We start from the raw sequence: 15,498 nt of genomic DNA on the forward strand, positions 1-15,498 counted from the left end.
GCAAGCCACCGATAGCGCGCGATTTTTCTTGATTGCGCGTGCCAAAACGGTGCAGTGTCCCGCTCATGTCTGCAAGAACGATCATCCTGGGGGGGATTATCGCGGCACTGTTCGGGATGTCCGCCGTGGCGCAATCATCCCCGCAAGCGCCTGTGCGCCCCCTGTCACGCGCCGATGCCGTTGAAATGCGCATCGCCGCTGAGCGGGCGCGACTGGCTGCGATCCGTCCCGTTACCCGCCCCGCGCATATGCTGCGCTATCCGGTTGTCATCGAAACCACGCCGCCTTCGGTGCGCCCCGTGGCGCGGGCATCATTTCAGCCCCGCGCACGCTGGGATTTCCACCCCAACGGTGAACTCTGGACCCGTGCGGCCATGTCGGCCATCGCGATGCACGGCCAGCCACTTGAAACAACCGTGCCGCGCGACATTGAAGCATGGTGCCCTGCCTATACCGATAACCCGCCCGAACTGCGGCGTGCGTTCTGGGCGGGCATGATGTCGGCACTGGCCAAGCACGAAAGCACCTATCGCCCAGATGCGGTGGGGGGCGGCAATCTGTGGTTCGGCCTGCTGCAAATCTATCCCGACACGGCGCGCCGTTATGGCTGTCGAGCCCGCACCGGTGACGCACTGACCGACCCCGAAGACAACCTGTCTTGTGCGGCCCGTATCATGGCCGTGACCGTGCCGCGTGACCGCGCCGTGGCTTTGCATGACGGGCGTTGGCGCGGGGTGGCGGCCGATTGGGGCCCAATGACGAACCGCGGCAAGATCGCGGAAATGTCGGCCTGGACGCGCCAGCAAACCTATTGCGTGCCGTTGGAATCGATCCGCCCACGGATGCGCCCTGTGGGTCTTGGCGGCTAAACCCCCAGCAGCGAAAACGGATTGCGTTCGGTTTTGACATTCGCTGCGTTCAGGGCCGCCTCGAGGTCGTCCACGGGGGGTTGCGTGTCGGGTGGCAGGCGCAGTTTGCGCCCGTCCACCATCACCGCCGCAATCCGGTAAGACATATCAAGGCGGCGGTCGATCCGCACTTTGGCGATATCTTGCAAGGGGATTGCGCCGCTGTGTTTGCCCGATTGCCAGCGCAGGCTGGTGTCGTCGACGCTGATATGGCTTTGGCGGTTGCTGACCATATCCCAGATCGCGGGCAGGGTGAACAACAGGATCGCTGCCGCGATCCACCACGCCAGTGAAATCACGATCACCGCTGACAGAACCACAAGCCAGATCGCCACTAAAAGCAAAGCCGCCGGCGCGCTACGCCCGGATCGCGTGAAGGTAAAGCTCATTTGATGCGAAACGCCCGTTTGATGTCAGCCAGCGCATCGCGTTGTTTGTCGCTTAGGCCCGCAGGGCCGGTGATCTTGCCCAGCACTGTCAAAAGTGGATCAACCTGCGCAACCCCGTCCAGTTTCATCAGTTTGCGCGACAGGCGGGCGATGGCAGGTTGTGGCCCGCCACATTCGCTGACAAACCAATGGCCCAGCACGCTCATTTCTTCGGCCTCCGCGGTATCGGCGCGCAGGGTCGTGCGCAACTGCAAGGTCAGGGCGGCGCGCTGTTCGGCGGTGGGCAGGTCGTCAAGCTCCAGAAAGGCGGTCGCAAGGGCGGCGATGGCAAGGCGCGGATCGTCAATGCTTTCGACAGGGTGAACGTTGGTGCGGCGCACAAAGCCGAAACGCCGCGCGGCAAGACGCACATCATTGGCCATATCAACGACATCATGGGCGACATCGGCCGCGTTACGCGCGCGGATCACAAAGAAATACACAGCTGCGGCGATCCCCGCCAAGGCAATCAGAAAAGGCATAATTCAACAGACTTTCAAAAGGTTGCCATGCAACGTTAACCCAAAATACGCGCCACCATCTCGCCCGTATCGGGCGATAGTCCCTTGGTTTTGCCAATCCGGTCAAGGGCCACGCGCATCCTGGCCTGCCGGTCGGGGCCAAAGCGGCGCCATGTTTCAAACGCCGCCGTCATGCGGGCGGCGGTTTGCGGGTTGGCAGGGTCAAGTTTGATCAGCCAGTCGGCCAGCAGATCATAGCCTGCACCATCGGCTGCGTGAAAGCCGGCCGTATTGCCCGCAAGCGCGCCAAAGACCGACCGAAACCGGTTGGGATTGCGCCAGTCAAACAGCGCGTGCTGCGTGAGGGTCCGGGCGGTTTGTGCCGCCTGTTCGGGGGCAGCATTGGCAACCTGAAGCGCGAACCACTTGTCCATCACCAGCCGGTCAGCCTGCCACTGATCATAAAATGCCTGCACCTGATCGTCGCCCTTTCCAGTGGCCAAAAGGCACGACAGCGCCGCCAGTTGCTGCGTCATGTTGTCGGCCGCCGCGTATTGCTGCGCGGCCTGCGCGCCGCCATCAAGGCGGGTGATAAAGGCCAGAACCGCATTGCCAAGCGCGCGGTTTCCCGCAGCCGCGGCATCGGGCGAATAGGGGCCATCCACCTGATTTTGCGCGTAAATACGCGGCAAGATGTCTTGCAGGTGCTGGGCAATCTGCACGCGCAGCGCCTCGTGGGCGTGATAGATCGCTGTTGGATCGGGCGTGTGCCCTGCATCCGCCAGCGTCTGTGCCGTGTCGTCCTCGCTTGGCAGTGACAGCACCAGCGCGCGAAACGCCGGATCAAGGCTGTCATCGCGCAAAACCGCCGCCAATCCGTCAAGATAGGCGCGCGGGGCGGGGGCGCCCTGCGTGACGATGGCTTGCATGACATCGCGCGCCAGTGCGCGCCCCGCGTCCCATTTGTTGAACGGATCGGTGTCATGAGCCAGCAAAAAGGCGCGTTCATCCATGCTGCTGTCGCGTTCCAAAATCACCGGCGCTGAAAAGCCGCGCAAGATTGACGGGAACGGGCGGGCCGCAAGCCCGGTGAACGTGAAACTTTGGGTCGCTTCGGTCATTTCCAGAATGCGCGTGGCGACCGCTTCGGATCCATCGGGGTTCAGCAAGCCCACCGCTATCGGAATGACCTGCGGCAGTTTTTCGTCCTGTCCGGGTGTTGGATTGGTTTTCTGTTCAAAATGAAGCGTATAGACGCCATCCTTAAAGTCATCTGTGACCGCCACGCGCGGCGTGCCTGCCTGCGCATACCAGCGTTTGAACTGTGTCAGGTCGCGGCCCGTGGCGTCTTCAAATACCGCCAACCAGTCCTCGATTGTGGCGGCATCGCCGTCGTGGCGGCTGAAATACAGATCAAGGGCGCGCGTGTAATCCGCGTCACCCACCAGTCGTTTCAGCATGCCGATCAATTCGGCGCCCTTTTCATAGACGGTGATGGTGTAAAAGTTGTTGATCTCGATGAAACTTTCCGGCCGCACGGGGTGGGCAAGCGGGCCGTTGTCCTCGCGGAACTGGCGCGCGCGCAACAGGATCGCATCCTCGATCCGTTTCACTGCATGGCTGCGCATGTCGCCGGTGAACTGCTGGTCGCGAAACACGGTCAGCCCTTCCTTGAGGCACAGCTGAAACCAGTCACGACAGGTAATCCGGTTGCCGGTCCAGTTGTGGAAATACTCGTGCGCGATCACCGCTTCGATGCGTTCAAAGTCTCGGTCGGTCGATGTCGCAGGCGAGGCCAAAATCAGCGCCGAGTTGAAAATGTTCAATCCCTTGTTCTCCATTGCCCCTGCATTGAAGTCATCGACAGCGACAATGTTGAAAATGTCCAAGTCATAGGCGCGGCCATACACGTCCTCGTCCCATTTCATTGATGCCTTGAGCGCCTCCAGACCAAAGGCACACTTCCCCTCGTCCCCCGGGCGCACCCAGATATTGAGCGCCACTTCGCGCCCCTCCATCGTTGTGAAACTGTCACTGGTGGCAACCAGATCACCGGCGACAAGCGCGAACAGATAGGCGGGTTTGGGCCATGGATCGTGCCATTCAGCGAACCCTGCGCCCTGCGCCACCGGATCGCCGTTGGACAGCAGCACGGGCAGATCGCTTTCCACACGCACCGTGAAAACGGCCATCACATCGGGGCGGTCGGGATAATAGGTGATGCGGCGGAACCCTTCGGCTTCGCACTGGGTGCAATACATGCCGTTGGACATGTAAAGTCCCTCAAGGGCCGTGTTGGCTTCGGGGTCGATTTCAACCTCGGCCTCCCACAGGAACGGGCCGTCGGGCACGGCGCAGGTTAACCCTTTGTCAGTGACGTCAGGTGTCACGGCCACGCCGTCAATCTTGGCGGAAATCAGCCTAAGGTGTTCACCGTGCAGGAAAAATTCGCCACCTGCGCTGGCAGGATTGGGGCGGAACGCAATTTTGCTGATCACCCGCGTGCCATTGGGCGATAGCCGGAATGTCAGCGCAACACTGTCGATCACCCACGGATACGGCGCGTAATCGGCCAGATAGATGGTCTGCGGGGTGGCGTCTTTCATGGGAACCTCGGGGCTGTTTGGCTGGACGGTAGGGCCGCATTGACGGCGCTGCAAGGGTTGACCCCACGCGCCGCGCGCTAGGTCAGGGGCATGGCAAAATCCGTGCGAAAATCCGATCTCCCCGTCAGGACCTGCGCCACCTGCGGGCGGCCGTTCAATTGGCGGCGCAAATGGGCCAGGGTTTGGGCCGAGGTCCGCTATTGCAGCGCGCGTTGCCGCACCCAACGGCGATCTTTCGCAAAACCGAAAGAAACCTAGTGTTGAATCACACAAATTATCGCGCCTGCGCGCGTTGCCCATGGCGGGGCGTTTGAGTATGTGTGCCACAGTATACAAAACCACGAGGACCATAGCATGACCCAGCGGCAAGACTTTTTCGGCCTTCAGGTTGCCACTGAACTGGCGACTTTCGTGAATGATCAGGCCTTGCCCGGAACTGGCGTTTCACCTGACCGGTTCTGGCAGGGGCTGTCCGATCTTGTCCATTCCCTTGGTCCAAAGAACCGCGCCTTGCTGGCCAAACGCGCGGACATCCAGAGCCAGATTGATGCGTGGCTTATCGCGCGCCGTGGGAAGCCCCATGATGCCGCCGCCTATACGGATTTTCTGTATGAAATCGGTTATATCGTGCCCGAAGGCGCTGATTTCACCATCGACACCACCAATGTGGACCCGGAAATTGCCACCATCCCCGGCCCGCAACTTGTTGTGCCGATCATGAACGCGCGCTTTGCGTTGAACGCGGCGAACGCGCGCTGGGGCAGCCTGTATGACGCGCTTTATGGCACGGATGCGCTTGGCGATCTGCCGACGGCCACAGGCTATGACGCAGAGCGCGGCGCGCGGGTGATCGCATGGGGGCGGGCGCATCTGGACGCGGTCGCGCCACTGGCAAGCGGATCATGGGCCGATATCACCGACCTGTCCGTCACGGCGGGTGGGTTGAAACCCACCTTACAAGACCCCGCCCAATTTGCAGGCCACACCGAAGGATCGATCTTCCTGCGCGTCAACCACCTGCTGATCGAAATTGTCATGGACGCCGCTGCACCCATCGCCAAACAAGACGATGCCGGTATTTCCGATATCCGCCTTGAATCGGCCATGTCCGCGATCATGGACTGCGAGGATTCGGTGGCCGCCGTTGACGCCGCCGACAAGGTGCTGGCCTACACGAACTGGCTGGGCCTGATGAAGGGCGACCTGGCCGAGGACGTCACCAAGAACGGCAAGACCTTTACCCGCGCCCTGAACCCCGACCGCGACATCACCGCCCCCGATGGCCGCGTAACGCGGGTCAAGACCCGCGCGCTGATGCTGGTGCGCAACGTCGGCCACCTGATGACGAACCCCGCGATCCTTGACCGCGATGGCAACGAGGTGGGCGAGGGGCTGATGGATGCAATGGTCACAACGCTGATCGCCATGCACGATCTGCAACGCGAGGGCGGCAACAGCGCGCACGGGTCTGTCTATGTGGTCAAACCCAAGATGCACGGCCCCGAAGAAGTGGCCTTTGCGAGCGAGATTTTCAGCGCCGTCGAAACAGCCCTTGGCCTGCCTGCCAACACCGTCAAGCTGGGCATCATGGACGAGGAACGGCGCACATCCGTGAACCTGCGCGCGTGTATCCGCGCGGCGAAATCGCGGGTGGCCTTTATCAACACCGGTTTCCTTGATCGCACGGGTGATGAAATCCACACCTCCATGGAGGCGGGCCCGATGGTGCCCAAGGGCGAGATGAAAAATGCTGCGTGGATCGGTGCTTACGAGGATCGCAACGTTGATATCGGGCTGGCCTGCGGTTTGCAGGGGCGCGCGCAGATCGGCAAGGGGATGTGGGCCATGCCCGACCTGATGGCCGATATGCTGGATGCGAAAATCACCCACCCGATGGCGGGCGCGAATTGCGCATGGGTGCCATCCCCCACCGCCGCGACCCTGCATGCGACCCACTATCACAAAGTCGACGTTTTCGCGCGTCAGGACGAGATCAAGGCAGGCGGCGCGCGTGGCAAACTGGCTGACTTGCTGACGATCCCTGTTGCCACGGGGCGCAACTTTTCTGATGCCGAAATCACGCAAGAGCTTGAAAACAACGCCCAAGGTATCCTGGGCTATGTGGTGCGCTGGATTGATCAGGGCGTGGGCTGCTCCAAGGTGCCCGACATCCATGATGTGGGCCTCATGGAGGACCGCGCGACCTGCCGGATTTCGGCGCAGGCGCTGGCAAACTGGCTGCACCACGGCGTTGTGAGCCGCGATCAGGTCACGGCGGCGATGCAAAAGATGGCCGCGGTGGTTGATGCGCAAAACGCAGGCGACCCGTCCTATCAGGCAATGGCGCCCGCATTTGACGGCCATGCCTACCGCGCGGCGCTTGATCTGGTTCTTGAGGGCCGCGCGCAACCGTCCGGCTATACCGAACCGCTGCTGCACAAGCATCGTTTGGCGCTCAAGGCAGCGGCGGACGTGGGTTAAAACCCACCTTACAAGTTGTGGGTTTCCTTCGTAAGGTGGGTCTTGACCCACGCCGCAAAGGATACCCCATGGCTGAAATCACGTTGTCCAAGACCCGCACAATCCTGCGCAAGGCGCTTGCCAGCGGTCGCGAGATGGAGCTGAAACCGCTGTCGGTCGTGGTGCTTGACAGCGGTGGCCACGTGAAAGGGTTCGAACGCGAGGACGGCGCCGCACCGGGCCGTTTTGCGATTGCCCACGGCAAGGCGTTTGGCGCCGTCATGCTGGGCATGGCGGGCACGGCACAGATGGCGCGGGCCGAACAGCAGCCCTATTTCATGGCGGCCGTGAATGGCGTCTACGGCGGACAGGTGATCCCCGTTCCCGGCGGCGTGTTGGTGCGCGACAAACGCGGCAACGTGATTGGTGCTGTCGGTGTGACAGGTGACACAAGCGACAATGACGCGGCGGCCGCAATGGCCGGGATCACGGCGGCAGGGCTGACCGGCGAGGTCTGAGGGCTTTTCAACGCATCAATCTGCGGATACGACAGGTTTCAACAAAGAGGCCCAGCATGTCCCGCCCCGTCATCGGTATCATTTCCAACAGCTATCTGATCAACGACGACTATCCGACCCACGCAGGTGGCACGATGAACTCTTGCGCGATTGCACAGGTGTCCGACTGCTTGCCGTTGCTTGTTCCCTCCGATCCGGCACTGGTAAGGGTCAATGAACTGCTTGACGTGTGCGACGGGTTCCTGCTGACGGGCGGGCGCCCCAATGTGCATCCCGAAGAATACGGCGAGACCGAAACCCCCGCCCACGGTGATTTTGACCGTGGCCGCGATGCGGTTGTCCTGCCGCTGGTGCGGGCCTGCGTTGAACGCGGGCAGCCCGTATTTGGCGTGTGCCGCGGCTTTCAAGAGGTCAATGTCGCCATGGGCGGCACGCTTTATCCCGAAATCCGCGACCTGCCCGGACGCGACAACCACCGCATGCCCCCCGAAGGCACGCTCGCGGAAAAGTTCGCCCTGCGCCATGTGGTGTCGCTGACTGAAAATGGTCCGTTCCATCGCCTGCTTGGCGCGCGTGACGTCATGACCAACACCCTGCACGGACAGGGGATCAAGACAGCCGGGGCAGGGGTTGTGATCGACGGCCACGCCCCCGATGGCACCCCAGAGGCGATCTATATCAAGGATGCGCCGGGGTTCACGCTGTCGGTGCAATGGCACCCGGAATGGAACGCGGCCAACGATCCGGTGTCGCGCCCGCTGTTTGCCGCCTTTGGCGATGCGGCGCGGACCTGGGCCGCGCGGCAAGGCTGACTGCCCAAACCTGCGTGCTCTCGCAACATCAAAGCGACCCACAAACGTGAACGTCCTTTGTGGGACCATGGGCATAATCTGGATCAGCTCAACACTAGATACGCTGCGCAATCGAGGTTGATGGTATGCCGCTGTTGTCTGGGTGAAAGCCAGACGCCATGCGCGCGATGCCTTGGTCATTGGCCTGTGCTTGTGTCAGCCCCGCCCATGCCAGTTCGGGCGCCGCATAGGCGACCGAGGGAATGAAGTTCGTATCCAAGGCAGCGTACTGATGATCGTGGATGACCTCACCCTCGGGATCGAAAGCCAATATCTGCAACCTGCTTCGAGGTTTGGTGGCGCAGCGCTACACAGTGATTGTGATCAGTTCAGAAACGCCTAGGGTGCTCCACGTGCACGACCGTATTGTTGCAATGTAATCTCTTCGGATTGTGTGCTCGTTCACTATTTAAGAAATAGCAACGAAAGCCTCATCGCGGTCATATCTGGTCTGAACACTGAAAAGGTGGCCTGATCCGGATATGCTTTGTTGGACTGGTCCAAGGTGAGAACTGGACTAACAATAGACTTCCAAGACCTGCCTGACGTCTATTATTTGACACAAGCACCAGCCATGCTCGCAGGCTCACATTTTAAGTTAGTTCGGCGTTGACGTAAGAGTTCTGGCTCCTGCAAGTCTTGATACGAAGTGTATTATTCCCAGCTTGGACTGACCGATTTGCCGGATTTCGCAGATTGTGAGCAGGCCAAAGAGATCGCGAGAGCGTCGCGACCGTCCTGAACCGTGACCGATGGCGCGCGGTCGGTCGTGACGGCCTGATGGAATTCATCAAGAGCGCTATAGAAAGACTGATCGTAGCGTTCGAGGAAGAAGTTTTTCAGCGGTTGGCGGGCCACGGTGCTGGCCTTGTCCCACCGCACCAGATTGTCGTCACGGTGGTTAAGTGTCTGCACCATGCCATCGTCGCCGAACGCTTCCAGCCGCTGGTCGAACCCGTAGGCGCAGGCGCGGGAATTGTTGATATGGACCAACGCGCCCGACGGCATTTTCAACATGGTCATTGTCATGTCATAGTCACCTTCGGCGCCAATCTGGTCGTCAAACATACATGATCCCGTCGCCATGACCTCGACCGGACGTTCGCCCGCAATCCAGCACAGCAGATCGATGTCGTGGATCGTGGCATCGATGAAATAGCCACCCGAGCTGCGCACATATGCAATCGGGGGCGGGCTTGGTTCGCGGGACCAACTCATCAGCATGTTCACGCGACCGATCTCGCCGCGTGCGACTGCGTCGCGCAGGGCCGCATTGTCCGGATCGAACCGCCGGTTAAATCCCAGCATAAAGGGCACGGGATGGTCTCGCAGGGCTGCTACGGCACGATCGACACGGTCCAGCGACTGATCCAATGGCTTTTCGCAATAGATCGGTTTTCCGGAGCGCGCGACGTGTTCGATGTATTCCACATGGGTGTCCGTCGGCGTCGCGATCACAACCGCGTCGATCTTGGGATCGGCCAAAACGGCATCCAGATCATCCATCGGCCGCCCGCCAAATTTGTCGGTCGCCTTTTGGGCCGACGTGATGCGCGGGTTATAGATCACCTCCAGCCTCAACCCGGGATGGGCGTTGATCTTCGGGCCGTAGACATCCGCCATGCGCCCAGTGCCCATCAATGCAAGTCCGAGTGTCGTCATCCGGCTTTCTCCTTTGCGTCTTCAAGGATCAAAGCAGCGGCTTTCTCGCCGATCATGATCGAAGCGGCGTTGGTGTTGCCTGTGACAATGCGCGGCATGATCGATGCGTCAGCGACACGCAGACCCTCAATCCCGTGGACCCGCAAGCGAGGGTCAACCACGGCATCCGCATCCATCCCCATCTTGCAGGTGCCGACCGGGTGCAGCAGGGACAATCCATTTGCCCGGCAATACTCCAGCAAATCAGCGTCGGATTGCATCTCTTTTCCAGGTGACAATTCATAGTCCACGCAATTTGCCATCGGCGCCGTGGCCGCAATTTTGCGCCCGAAGCGCAAGCCGGAGATCGCCGCGCGCTGATCGGCTTCGTTGGCGAAGAAATTGAATTGGATCTCCGGCTGATCAGTTGGGGAGGCGCCGGAGATCCTGACATGCCCACGGGAGGTTGGGCGCATGTGTTCGGCCAGAATGGTAAATCCCGAAAACGGGTGCGGTTTCAGCTGCTCGTCAGTGCACCACGCCATGAAAGTGACCATCATGTCGGGCCGGTCAATTTCGGGGCCAGAGCAGATGAAGGTGTTTGAATAATTACCGTTGTCTGCAAAGGGCCCCGTGCGAAACACCAAGTGGCGCAAAAGTTGCAACCCGCCTTTGAGCTTGTTGTTGTAAAGATCGTTTACGGTGGATCGAACGGTGGAGCGGTATTCCGCACCGATGCCGAAATGGTCCTGAAGGTTTTCCCCGACACCTTGCAGCTCATGGTTGACTTCAATCCCGTAGGCCTTGAGCAGCGCGGCGGGGCCGATGCCCGACATTTGCAAGATCTGCGGCGAGTTGAACGTGCCGCCGCTGAGAATAATTTCGCGCCGCGCCCGCGCTTCGTGCGTGCCTCGTTTATCACGCCAGCGCACGCCGGTCGCACGACGGCCGTCAAGCACGATACGTTCGACCAAGGCATGCAGTTTCAGGTCGATTTTCTGCTTGGCGGGTCCGCGCAGATAGCCTGCCGCCGTGCTCCAACGCATACCGTTCTTGGTCGTCGTCTGGACATAGCCCGTTCCCTCTTGCTGCGGGCCGTTAAAGTCGTCATTGCGCGGCACGCCCAGCGCCTCGGAGGCAGCGTGAAAGGCTTCTCCCAACGCGTGTTCGGTCCGAATGTCGGACACAGAAACGGGGCCCCCGGTGCCGTGATACGCATCGGCACCGCGTTCCTGATCTTCGCAGGACTTAAAGAATGGCAATACGCCATCCCAGCCCCAACCGGTGCAGCCCTCGGCCTCCCAGCCGTCGAAATCCTGCGGCTGGCCGCGCATGTAGATCATGCCGTTGATCGCTCCGGTTCCGCCCAGAACCTTACCGCGGGGCTGAAACAGTCGGCGGTTGTTCAGATGCGGCTCGGGCGCGGTTTCATAGCACCAGTTCACCGACGGGTTGGCATAGAGCATCGAATAGCCAAGTGGAATATGGATGAACGGATTACGATCCTTGCCGCCGGCTTCAAGCAAAAGGACCGACTGTCCCGCCTCTGCCAGCCGACCGGCTACGGCGCATCCGGCAGAACCTGCACCAATCACAATATAATCGTAGTCCGGTTGCGGCATGGTCTCCTCCCCAAGCACGTCTTGTTCAGAAATCGTTGCATGGGGGCCCTTGTTGCAGAATACGCGAAATGTCAGATTTGGATAAACCACGACTGGTCTGCCAAAGCTGTATGGAAACCATGGTCGGGAACAGCGAGCTGGACGACAAGGAGAGCCTCCATGACACGCGAGGAATTGCTGCGGATTCTCACATTCGTGGAGTTCGAACCGCGAAATATCCGAAAAGCGCACCACCCTTGCGACGGTGGATCCACGCTGGAACATCGTGGCCTATTCCATGCGCCGCCACCTCGAGGGGAAGCTCCTGACGGTGACGTCGGCCGCGATGGCCGCGGACGTCCCATATGGCACTGCTATGCGCCGTATCAGCGAGCTGATCGACGAAGGCCTTTTGCACAAACGGCCCAAGTCGCGATCGGGAAAGTCTTTTTCGCTTCATCCGACACGCAAACTCATCGCCGAATTCGAAAGCTTCGCCATGCAGCTCAAAGCGACAGTCGGCAACACCTTCGGCTTTACCACCGGCGACGGCGAATTGGGCGATTTTTACTTCGGCGGCTACTATATGGCCTCGCGCACATTACCCTACCCGAATGCCATGCGGGTCGGTGTGGGCGTTGACAAAACCATTCGGATTCTCAGCCCCATAGACCCGACATTCAAGACATTAAGTCAGGTTTCATCCAATCTGGACGAACTTTGCGGAACGAACATCGAGATCGTCAACCTCCCTCTGGACGAATTGCACGACGAGATCATGGCCAACGCCAAGCGACCCGCCTCCCAGTATGACCTGATGGCCGTCGATCTTCCATGGATCGGCCAACTTTCAACAGAGGGTGTCATCGAGTCCTTGAACGACATTATGCGGGCTGAGCGCTACAACCCGTCCGACTTCCACACCGCGGCCTACAGGGGGTCATCCTGGAACAACAGCCAGTATGGTTTGCCGATCCAGCCGACAGTCGAGCTTTTGTTTTGTCGCTCCGATCTGTTCGCCGAGGCGGGCCTGACATGCCCCACCTCCACCGACGAATTGCTGATGGCGGCGCGGGTGTTGCACCGATCAAGGGTTGATCTGTCCGGTATCGTGATGAACTTCGGGCGCGGGACGCCGGTCGCACATACGTTCATGCAAACACTTGCCGATTTTGGCCAACCGATCATCAATCTCGACCCGATTGGCGACGATTTTAATGCATTCGAGATCGACAAGGAAAACTATCGCCCGCTCGTGAACACGCCGGTGGCCCAGGATGCGGCCGAGTTTCTAATCGAGCTTTCTGAATTTTCTCACAAGGAAAGCCTCACGTGTAATTGGGACCGGCGCATAAGCCTCTTTTCCAAAGGTGAGGCTGCGATGACCTATGGCTGGAGTATCCGCGCCGCCGCATTCGAGTTGAACGAGGAGTCGCCAGCCCACGGGAACGTCAATTTTGTGCCCCATCCCCATGGTCCAGGCGCGCGCACTGTCTCGCCAATCGGAGGCTTTTCGCTTGCGATGCCAGCTGGATTGCCCCCAGAGCGCCAAAAGGCCTCGTGGAAAGTGATGGAATACCTGACGCGGCCTGAAATGCTCAAATGGTATGTGCTCAACGGCAACCTCACCAGTCCGCGCTTTTCCACAAGTGCCGATCCTGAAGTGCAGGCGAGCTCATCTCTTATCAGCCAAGTGGACGCCATGGAGCGGCGCGGCGAATTACAGACCTGGCCGCGACCGCCCATTCCGGAGTTCAGCGACTTGCTGAGTATTCTTGGCAATGAGGTGCACCTGATGTTGCAGGGCGCGCTTTCGGCCAAGGACGCCCTTTCCAACGCGCAAAACCGCATCGACGCGATCATGCGCGCGCGCGGGCACTATTGATCCCTGCGCTACAGTGCGTCGTTGAGGATAATCTGGGTCTTCAAATCGCTGGGTCGGTCCGAAAGCGTTTCAAATGCGGTGCCAATGTCGTCCAACGTGTAGGTTGCAGCCGTAAAGGCTGTCGTGTCGAACCTGCCGTGACACAGCAAACTCAATGCGTAGTGCATCGCTTGCCCTGGTCCTGCGACGCTGCCCATGAGGGAGTATTCGCGCAATACCGTCGACAGTAAATCCACCTTCAATTCCGACCCTTCGGGCGGAAGGCCAAACGCGGCAAGGTGACCGCCCGGACGAAGCGCCACTTGCGCTAACTCATATAAGGCCGTCGCGCCGACGCTTTCGATCGCCAGATCGACACCGCGCCCGTCCGTCATTTCTCGCACAACGTCAAGGAGCCGTTTTGGATCGCTGACAACGGCGTCGGCCCCCGCGGCTTTTGCCAGCTTCGCCCGTTCCGATGATGTTTCGGCCACGATGATAGGGGCTGCCCCCGTTAGGCGCTGCATCTGGATATGCAGGTTCCCAATAGGGCCCGCGCCAATAATCAGCACGGCCCGCGCCGGTTCAAGCCCGCTGCGCACCGCGGTGTGAACAACGCAGGCAACAGGCTCTGTCAGGGCAAGCACGTCAAATGAGGTCGTTTCCGGCGCTTGGATCACAAGATGGGCTGGCACCCGCACGTAGTCTGCAAAGCCACCATCCACGTCGATGCCAATCTGTTTTATGGAGGGGCAGTTCATCAATTGCCCGCGGCGACAGTAATAGCAGCGCCCGCACCCGTGGTTGATGTCCACCACGGCCGCAATGCCCTCGGCGACACCGCTTTTTGCACCTGATTGCACGACGCGACCGGAAAACTCGTGCCCCGGCACAAGGGGCAGGCGATGCGCCATAAAGCTACCGTCGTAGATATGCGTGTCTGTTCCGCAAATGCCGCATCGTGCGACCTCTAGCAAAACCTCACCGGGCTGGATGTCGGGAACAGGGCGCAAGTCCAGTTCAAATCTGCGCGGCTCAACCAAAACAGCGGCTCGCATCTTTTGTGTCATGTCGCTCCCCCAGCTTGGCGATCAAAACGAAAAAACGCAGGCCCGACATTGTCAGGCCTGCGCACTTCAGTGTGTTGGCTTACCAGGTGGGACGCTCGAACTCGTCCACGTTCTCGGGCGTGATTTTGGCACGTTCGATTTCCTGAAGCTCCGGCACTTCGATACCGTTCGCAACCCGAACTGCGGTCTGGATGGCAAGGATTGCATCATCGATTGGCGACTGTTTCCCCGAGCCGGAGATCCAGCCCTCGCGCATCGCGTCCCAGCCTTCACCAAACTGGTTGCAGCTGACGACTTTGACATCGCCGGGTTCCATGCCCGCGCCCTGCAGGGCGCTGACGACGCCAAGTGCCATGCCGTCATCGAACGCGTAAACACCATCGATCTGGTCACCGAACTGGGTCAGGAACGTTTCAGTAACCGTTTGCGCTTTTTCACGGTTCCACTCGGCGGTCTGGCTGGCGAGGACTTCGATGTCGGGGTAGTTGTCCGCAAGCTCATCAAGGAAGCAGTTGCCGCGCAAGATGGACACAGCATAGCCCGGTGTCCCCTCGACCACGACGATGTTACCTTCGCCGCCCATGGCATCGCCCAGCATCTCAGCAGCCTGCGCGGCCAGCGCGCAATCATCTGGTCCGGTATGCCCTTCGATATAGCGGCGGCCAGCCTCACCAAGGGGCGAGTTCGACGTAATTACGGGAATGCCTGCACGCGACGCGTTGCGGATCGCGGGGATCAAAGCATTCTGGGACGTCGGCCAAACGACCATGGCATCCATGTTCTGCGAAGCCATGTCCTGAATCTGGTCGAACTGCGTTGCCGGGTCGCCCTGCGGGTCCATCACCGTCGCCTGAATGCCAAGCTCGGCGGCATAGGACTCGGCCGTTTCGGCATACATCGCCTGATAGGAATTCGAGCCGGGATAAAGAACTGTAATCCCGATGCGGGTTTCGGACAGCGGCTTTGTCAGCTCGCCGCCCAGCCATTCGGGTGCATCCTGCGCAGTTGCGACCCCTGCGGACAAGGTGACAGCGGCCACGATGGCCAATGCTATTGTGGATTTGGTCATGATTTCCTCCTCTGGACGCTG

General features: G+C 60.1%; 14 protein-coding genes. 6 read left to right on the plus strand and 8 right to left on the minus strand.

Annotation, left to right across the window (positions count from 1 at the left end; genetic code table 11):
* Positions 1-65: 65 nt before the first annotated feature.
* The gene (locus tag SJY21_RS16120) at positions 66-869 is read left to right on the plus strand and encodes a transglycosylase SLT domain-containing protein (RefSeq protein WP_377513020.1); all 804 of its coding nucleotides are present in this window, start codon (positions 66-68) and stop codon (positions 867-869) included.
* Here SJY21_RS16120 and SJY21_RS16125 read toward each other — a convergent pair.
* From SJY21_RS16125 to pepN, 3 genes are read right to left on the minus strand one after another with little or no spacing between them, the layout of a single operon-like run.
* Positions 866-1,243, minus strand: coding sequence for a hypothetical protein (locus SJY21_RS16125; RefSeq protein ID WP_377513022.1), 378 nt, complete (start codon positions 1,241-1,243; stop codon positions 866-868). The two genes, SJY21_RS16120 and SJY21_RS16125, sit on opposite strands and share 4 nt — an antisense overlap.
* A gap of 50 nt (positions 1,244-1,293) precedes the next feature.
* Positions 1,294-1,818, minus strand: a complete 525-nt coding sequence (locus SJY21_RS16130) for a hypothetical protein (protein WP_377513024.1) — start codon at positions 1,816-1,818, stop codon at positions 1,294-1,296.
* A gap of 35 nt (positions 1,819-1,853) precedes the next feature.
* Positions 1,854-4,403, minus strand: a complete 2,550-nt coding sequence (gene pepN, locus SJY21_RS16135; protein ID WP_377513026.1) for an aminopeptidase N — start codon at positions 4,401-4,403, stop codon at positions 1,854-1,856.
* A gap of 90 nt (positions 4,404-4,493) precedes the next feature.
* Here pepN and SJY21_RS16140 point away from each other — a divergent pair, with 90 nt between their 5' ends.
* The 4 genes from SJY21_RS16140 to SJY21_RS16155 all read left to right on the plus strand — a co-directional run bounded on the left by SJY21_RS16140 (position 4,494) and on the right by SJY21_RS16155 (position 8,193).
* Positions 4,494-4,661 (plus strand): DUF2256 domain-containing protein, encoded by a 168-nt coding sequence (locus SJY21_RS16140; RefSeq protein WP_377513028.1) that lies wholly within the window; start codon positions 4,494-4,496, stop codon positions 4,659-4,661.
* Between the two features lie 96 nt (positions 4,662-4,757).
* A complete protein-coding gene (locus SJY21_RS16145; RefSeq protein ID WP_377513030.1) occupies positions 4,758-6,884 on the plus strand; it encodes a malate synthase G in 2,127 nt (708 codons plus the stop codon).
* Between the two features lie 68 nt (positions 6,885-6,952).
* The gene (locus SJY21_RS16150; protein WP_377513032.1) at positions 6,953-7,381 is read left to right on the plus strand and encodes a heme-binding protein; all 429 of its coding nucleotides are present in this window, start codon (positions 6,953-6,955) and stop codon (positions 7,379-7,381) included.
* 56 nt (positions 7,382-7,437) lie between these two features.
* On the plus strand, positions 7,438-8,193 hold the full coding sequence (locus SJY21_RS16155; RefSeq protein ID WP_377513034.1) for a gamma-glutamyl-gamma-aminobutyrate hydrolase family protein: 756 nt from the start codon (positions 7,438-7,440) through the stop codon (positions 8,191-8,193).
* A gap of 94 nt (positions 8,194-8,287) precedes the next feature.
* Here the strand turns inward: SJY21_RS16155 and SJY21_RS16160 are convergent, their stop codons facing one another.
* The 3 genes from SJY21_RS16160 to SJY21_RS16170 form a co-directional block, all read right to left on the minus strand.
* Positions 8,288-8,503 carry a hypothetical protein gene (locus SJY21_RS16160; RefSeq protein ID WP_377513036.1) on the minus strand — a complete coding sequence of 72 codons (216 nt, stop codon included), beginning with the start codon at positions 8,501-8,503 and terminating at the stop codon, positions 8,288-8,290.
* 383 nt (positions 8,504-8,886) lie between these two features.
* The gene (iolG, locus tag SJY21_RS16165) at positions 8,887-9,894 is read right to left on the minus strand and encodes an inositol 2-dehydrogenase (RefSeq protein ID WP_377513038.1); all 1,008 of its coding nucleotides are present in this window, start codon (positions 9,892-9,894) and stop codon (positions 8,887-8,889) included.
* Entirely contained in the window at positions 9,891-11,495 is a 1,605-nt protein-coding gene (locus tag SJY21_RS16170; protein ID WP_377513040.1) for a GMC family oxidoreductase, read from the minus strand. The genes iolG and SJY21_RS16170 overlap by 4 nt, the downstream gene beginning before the upstream one ends.
* Positions 11,496-11,772: 277 nt before the next feature.
* Between SJY21_RS16170 and SJY21_RS16175 the strand changes: the two genes are divergently transcribed.
* Positions 11,773-13,359 (plus strand): extracellular solute-binding protein, encoded by a 1,587-nt coding sequence (locus SJY21_RS16175; protein WP_377513042.1) that lies wholly within the window; start codon positions 11,773-11,775, stop codon positions 13,357-13,359.
* An 8-nt stretch (positions 13,360-13,367) separates the two neighbouring features.
* On the opposite strand, the gene SJY21_RS16180 is transcribed toward SJY21_RS16175, so the two are convergent.
* A complete protein-coding gene (locus SJY21_RS16180; RefSeq protein WP_377513044.1) occupies positions 13,368-14,408 on the minus strand; it encodes a zinc-binding dehydrogenase in 1,041 nt (346 codons plus the stop codon).
* Between the two features lie 79 nt (positions 14,409-14,487).
* Positions 14,488-15,477, minus strand: coding sequence for a sugar ABC transporter substrate-binding protein (locus SJY21_RS16185; RefSeq protein ID WP_377513046.1), 990 nt, complete (start codon positions 15,475-15,477; stop codon positions 14,488-14,490).
* Between the last annotated feature and the right edge of the window lie 21 nt (positions 15,478-15,498).

It is taken from the genome of Octadecabacter sp. R77987, from assembly GCF_042466115.1.
Lineage (GTDB): Bacteria > Pseudomonadota > Alphaproteobacteria > Rhodobacterales > Rhodobacteraceae > SW4.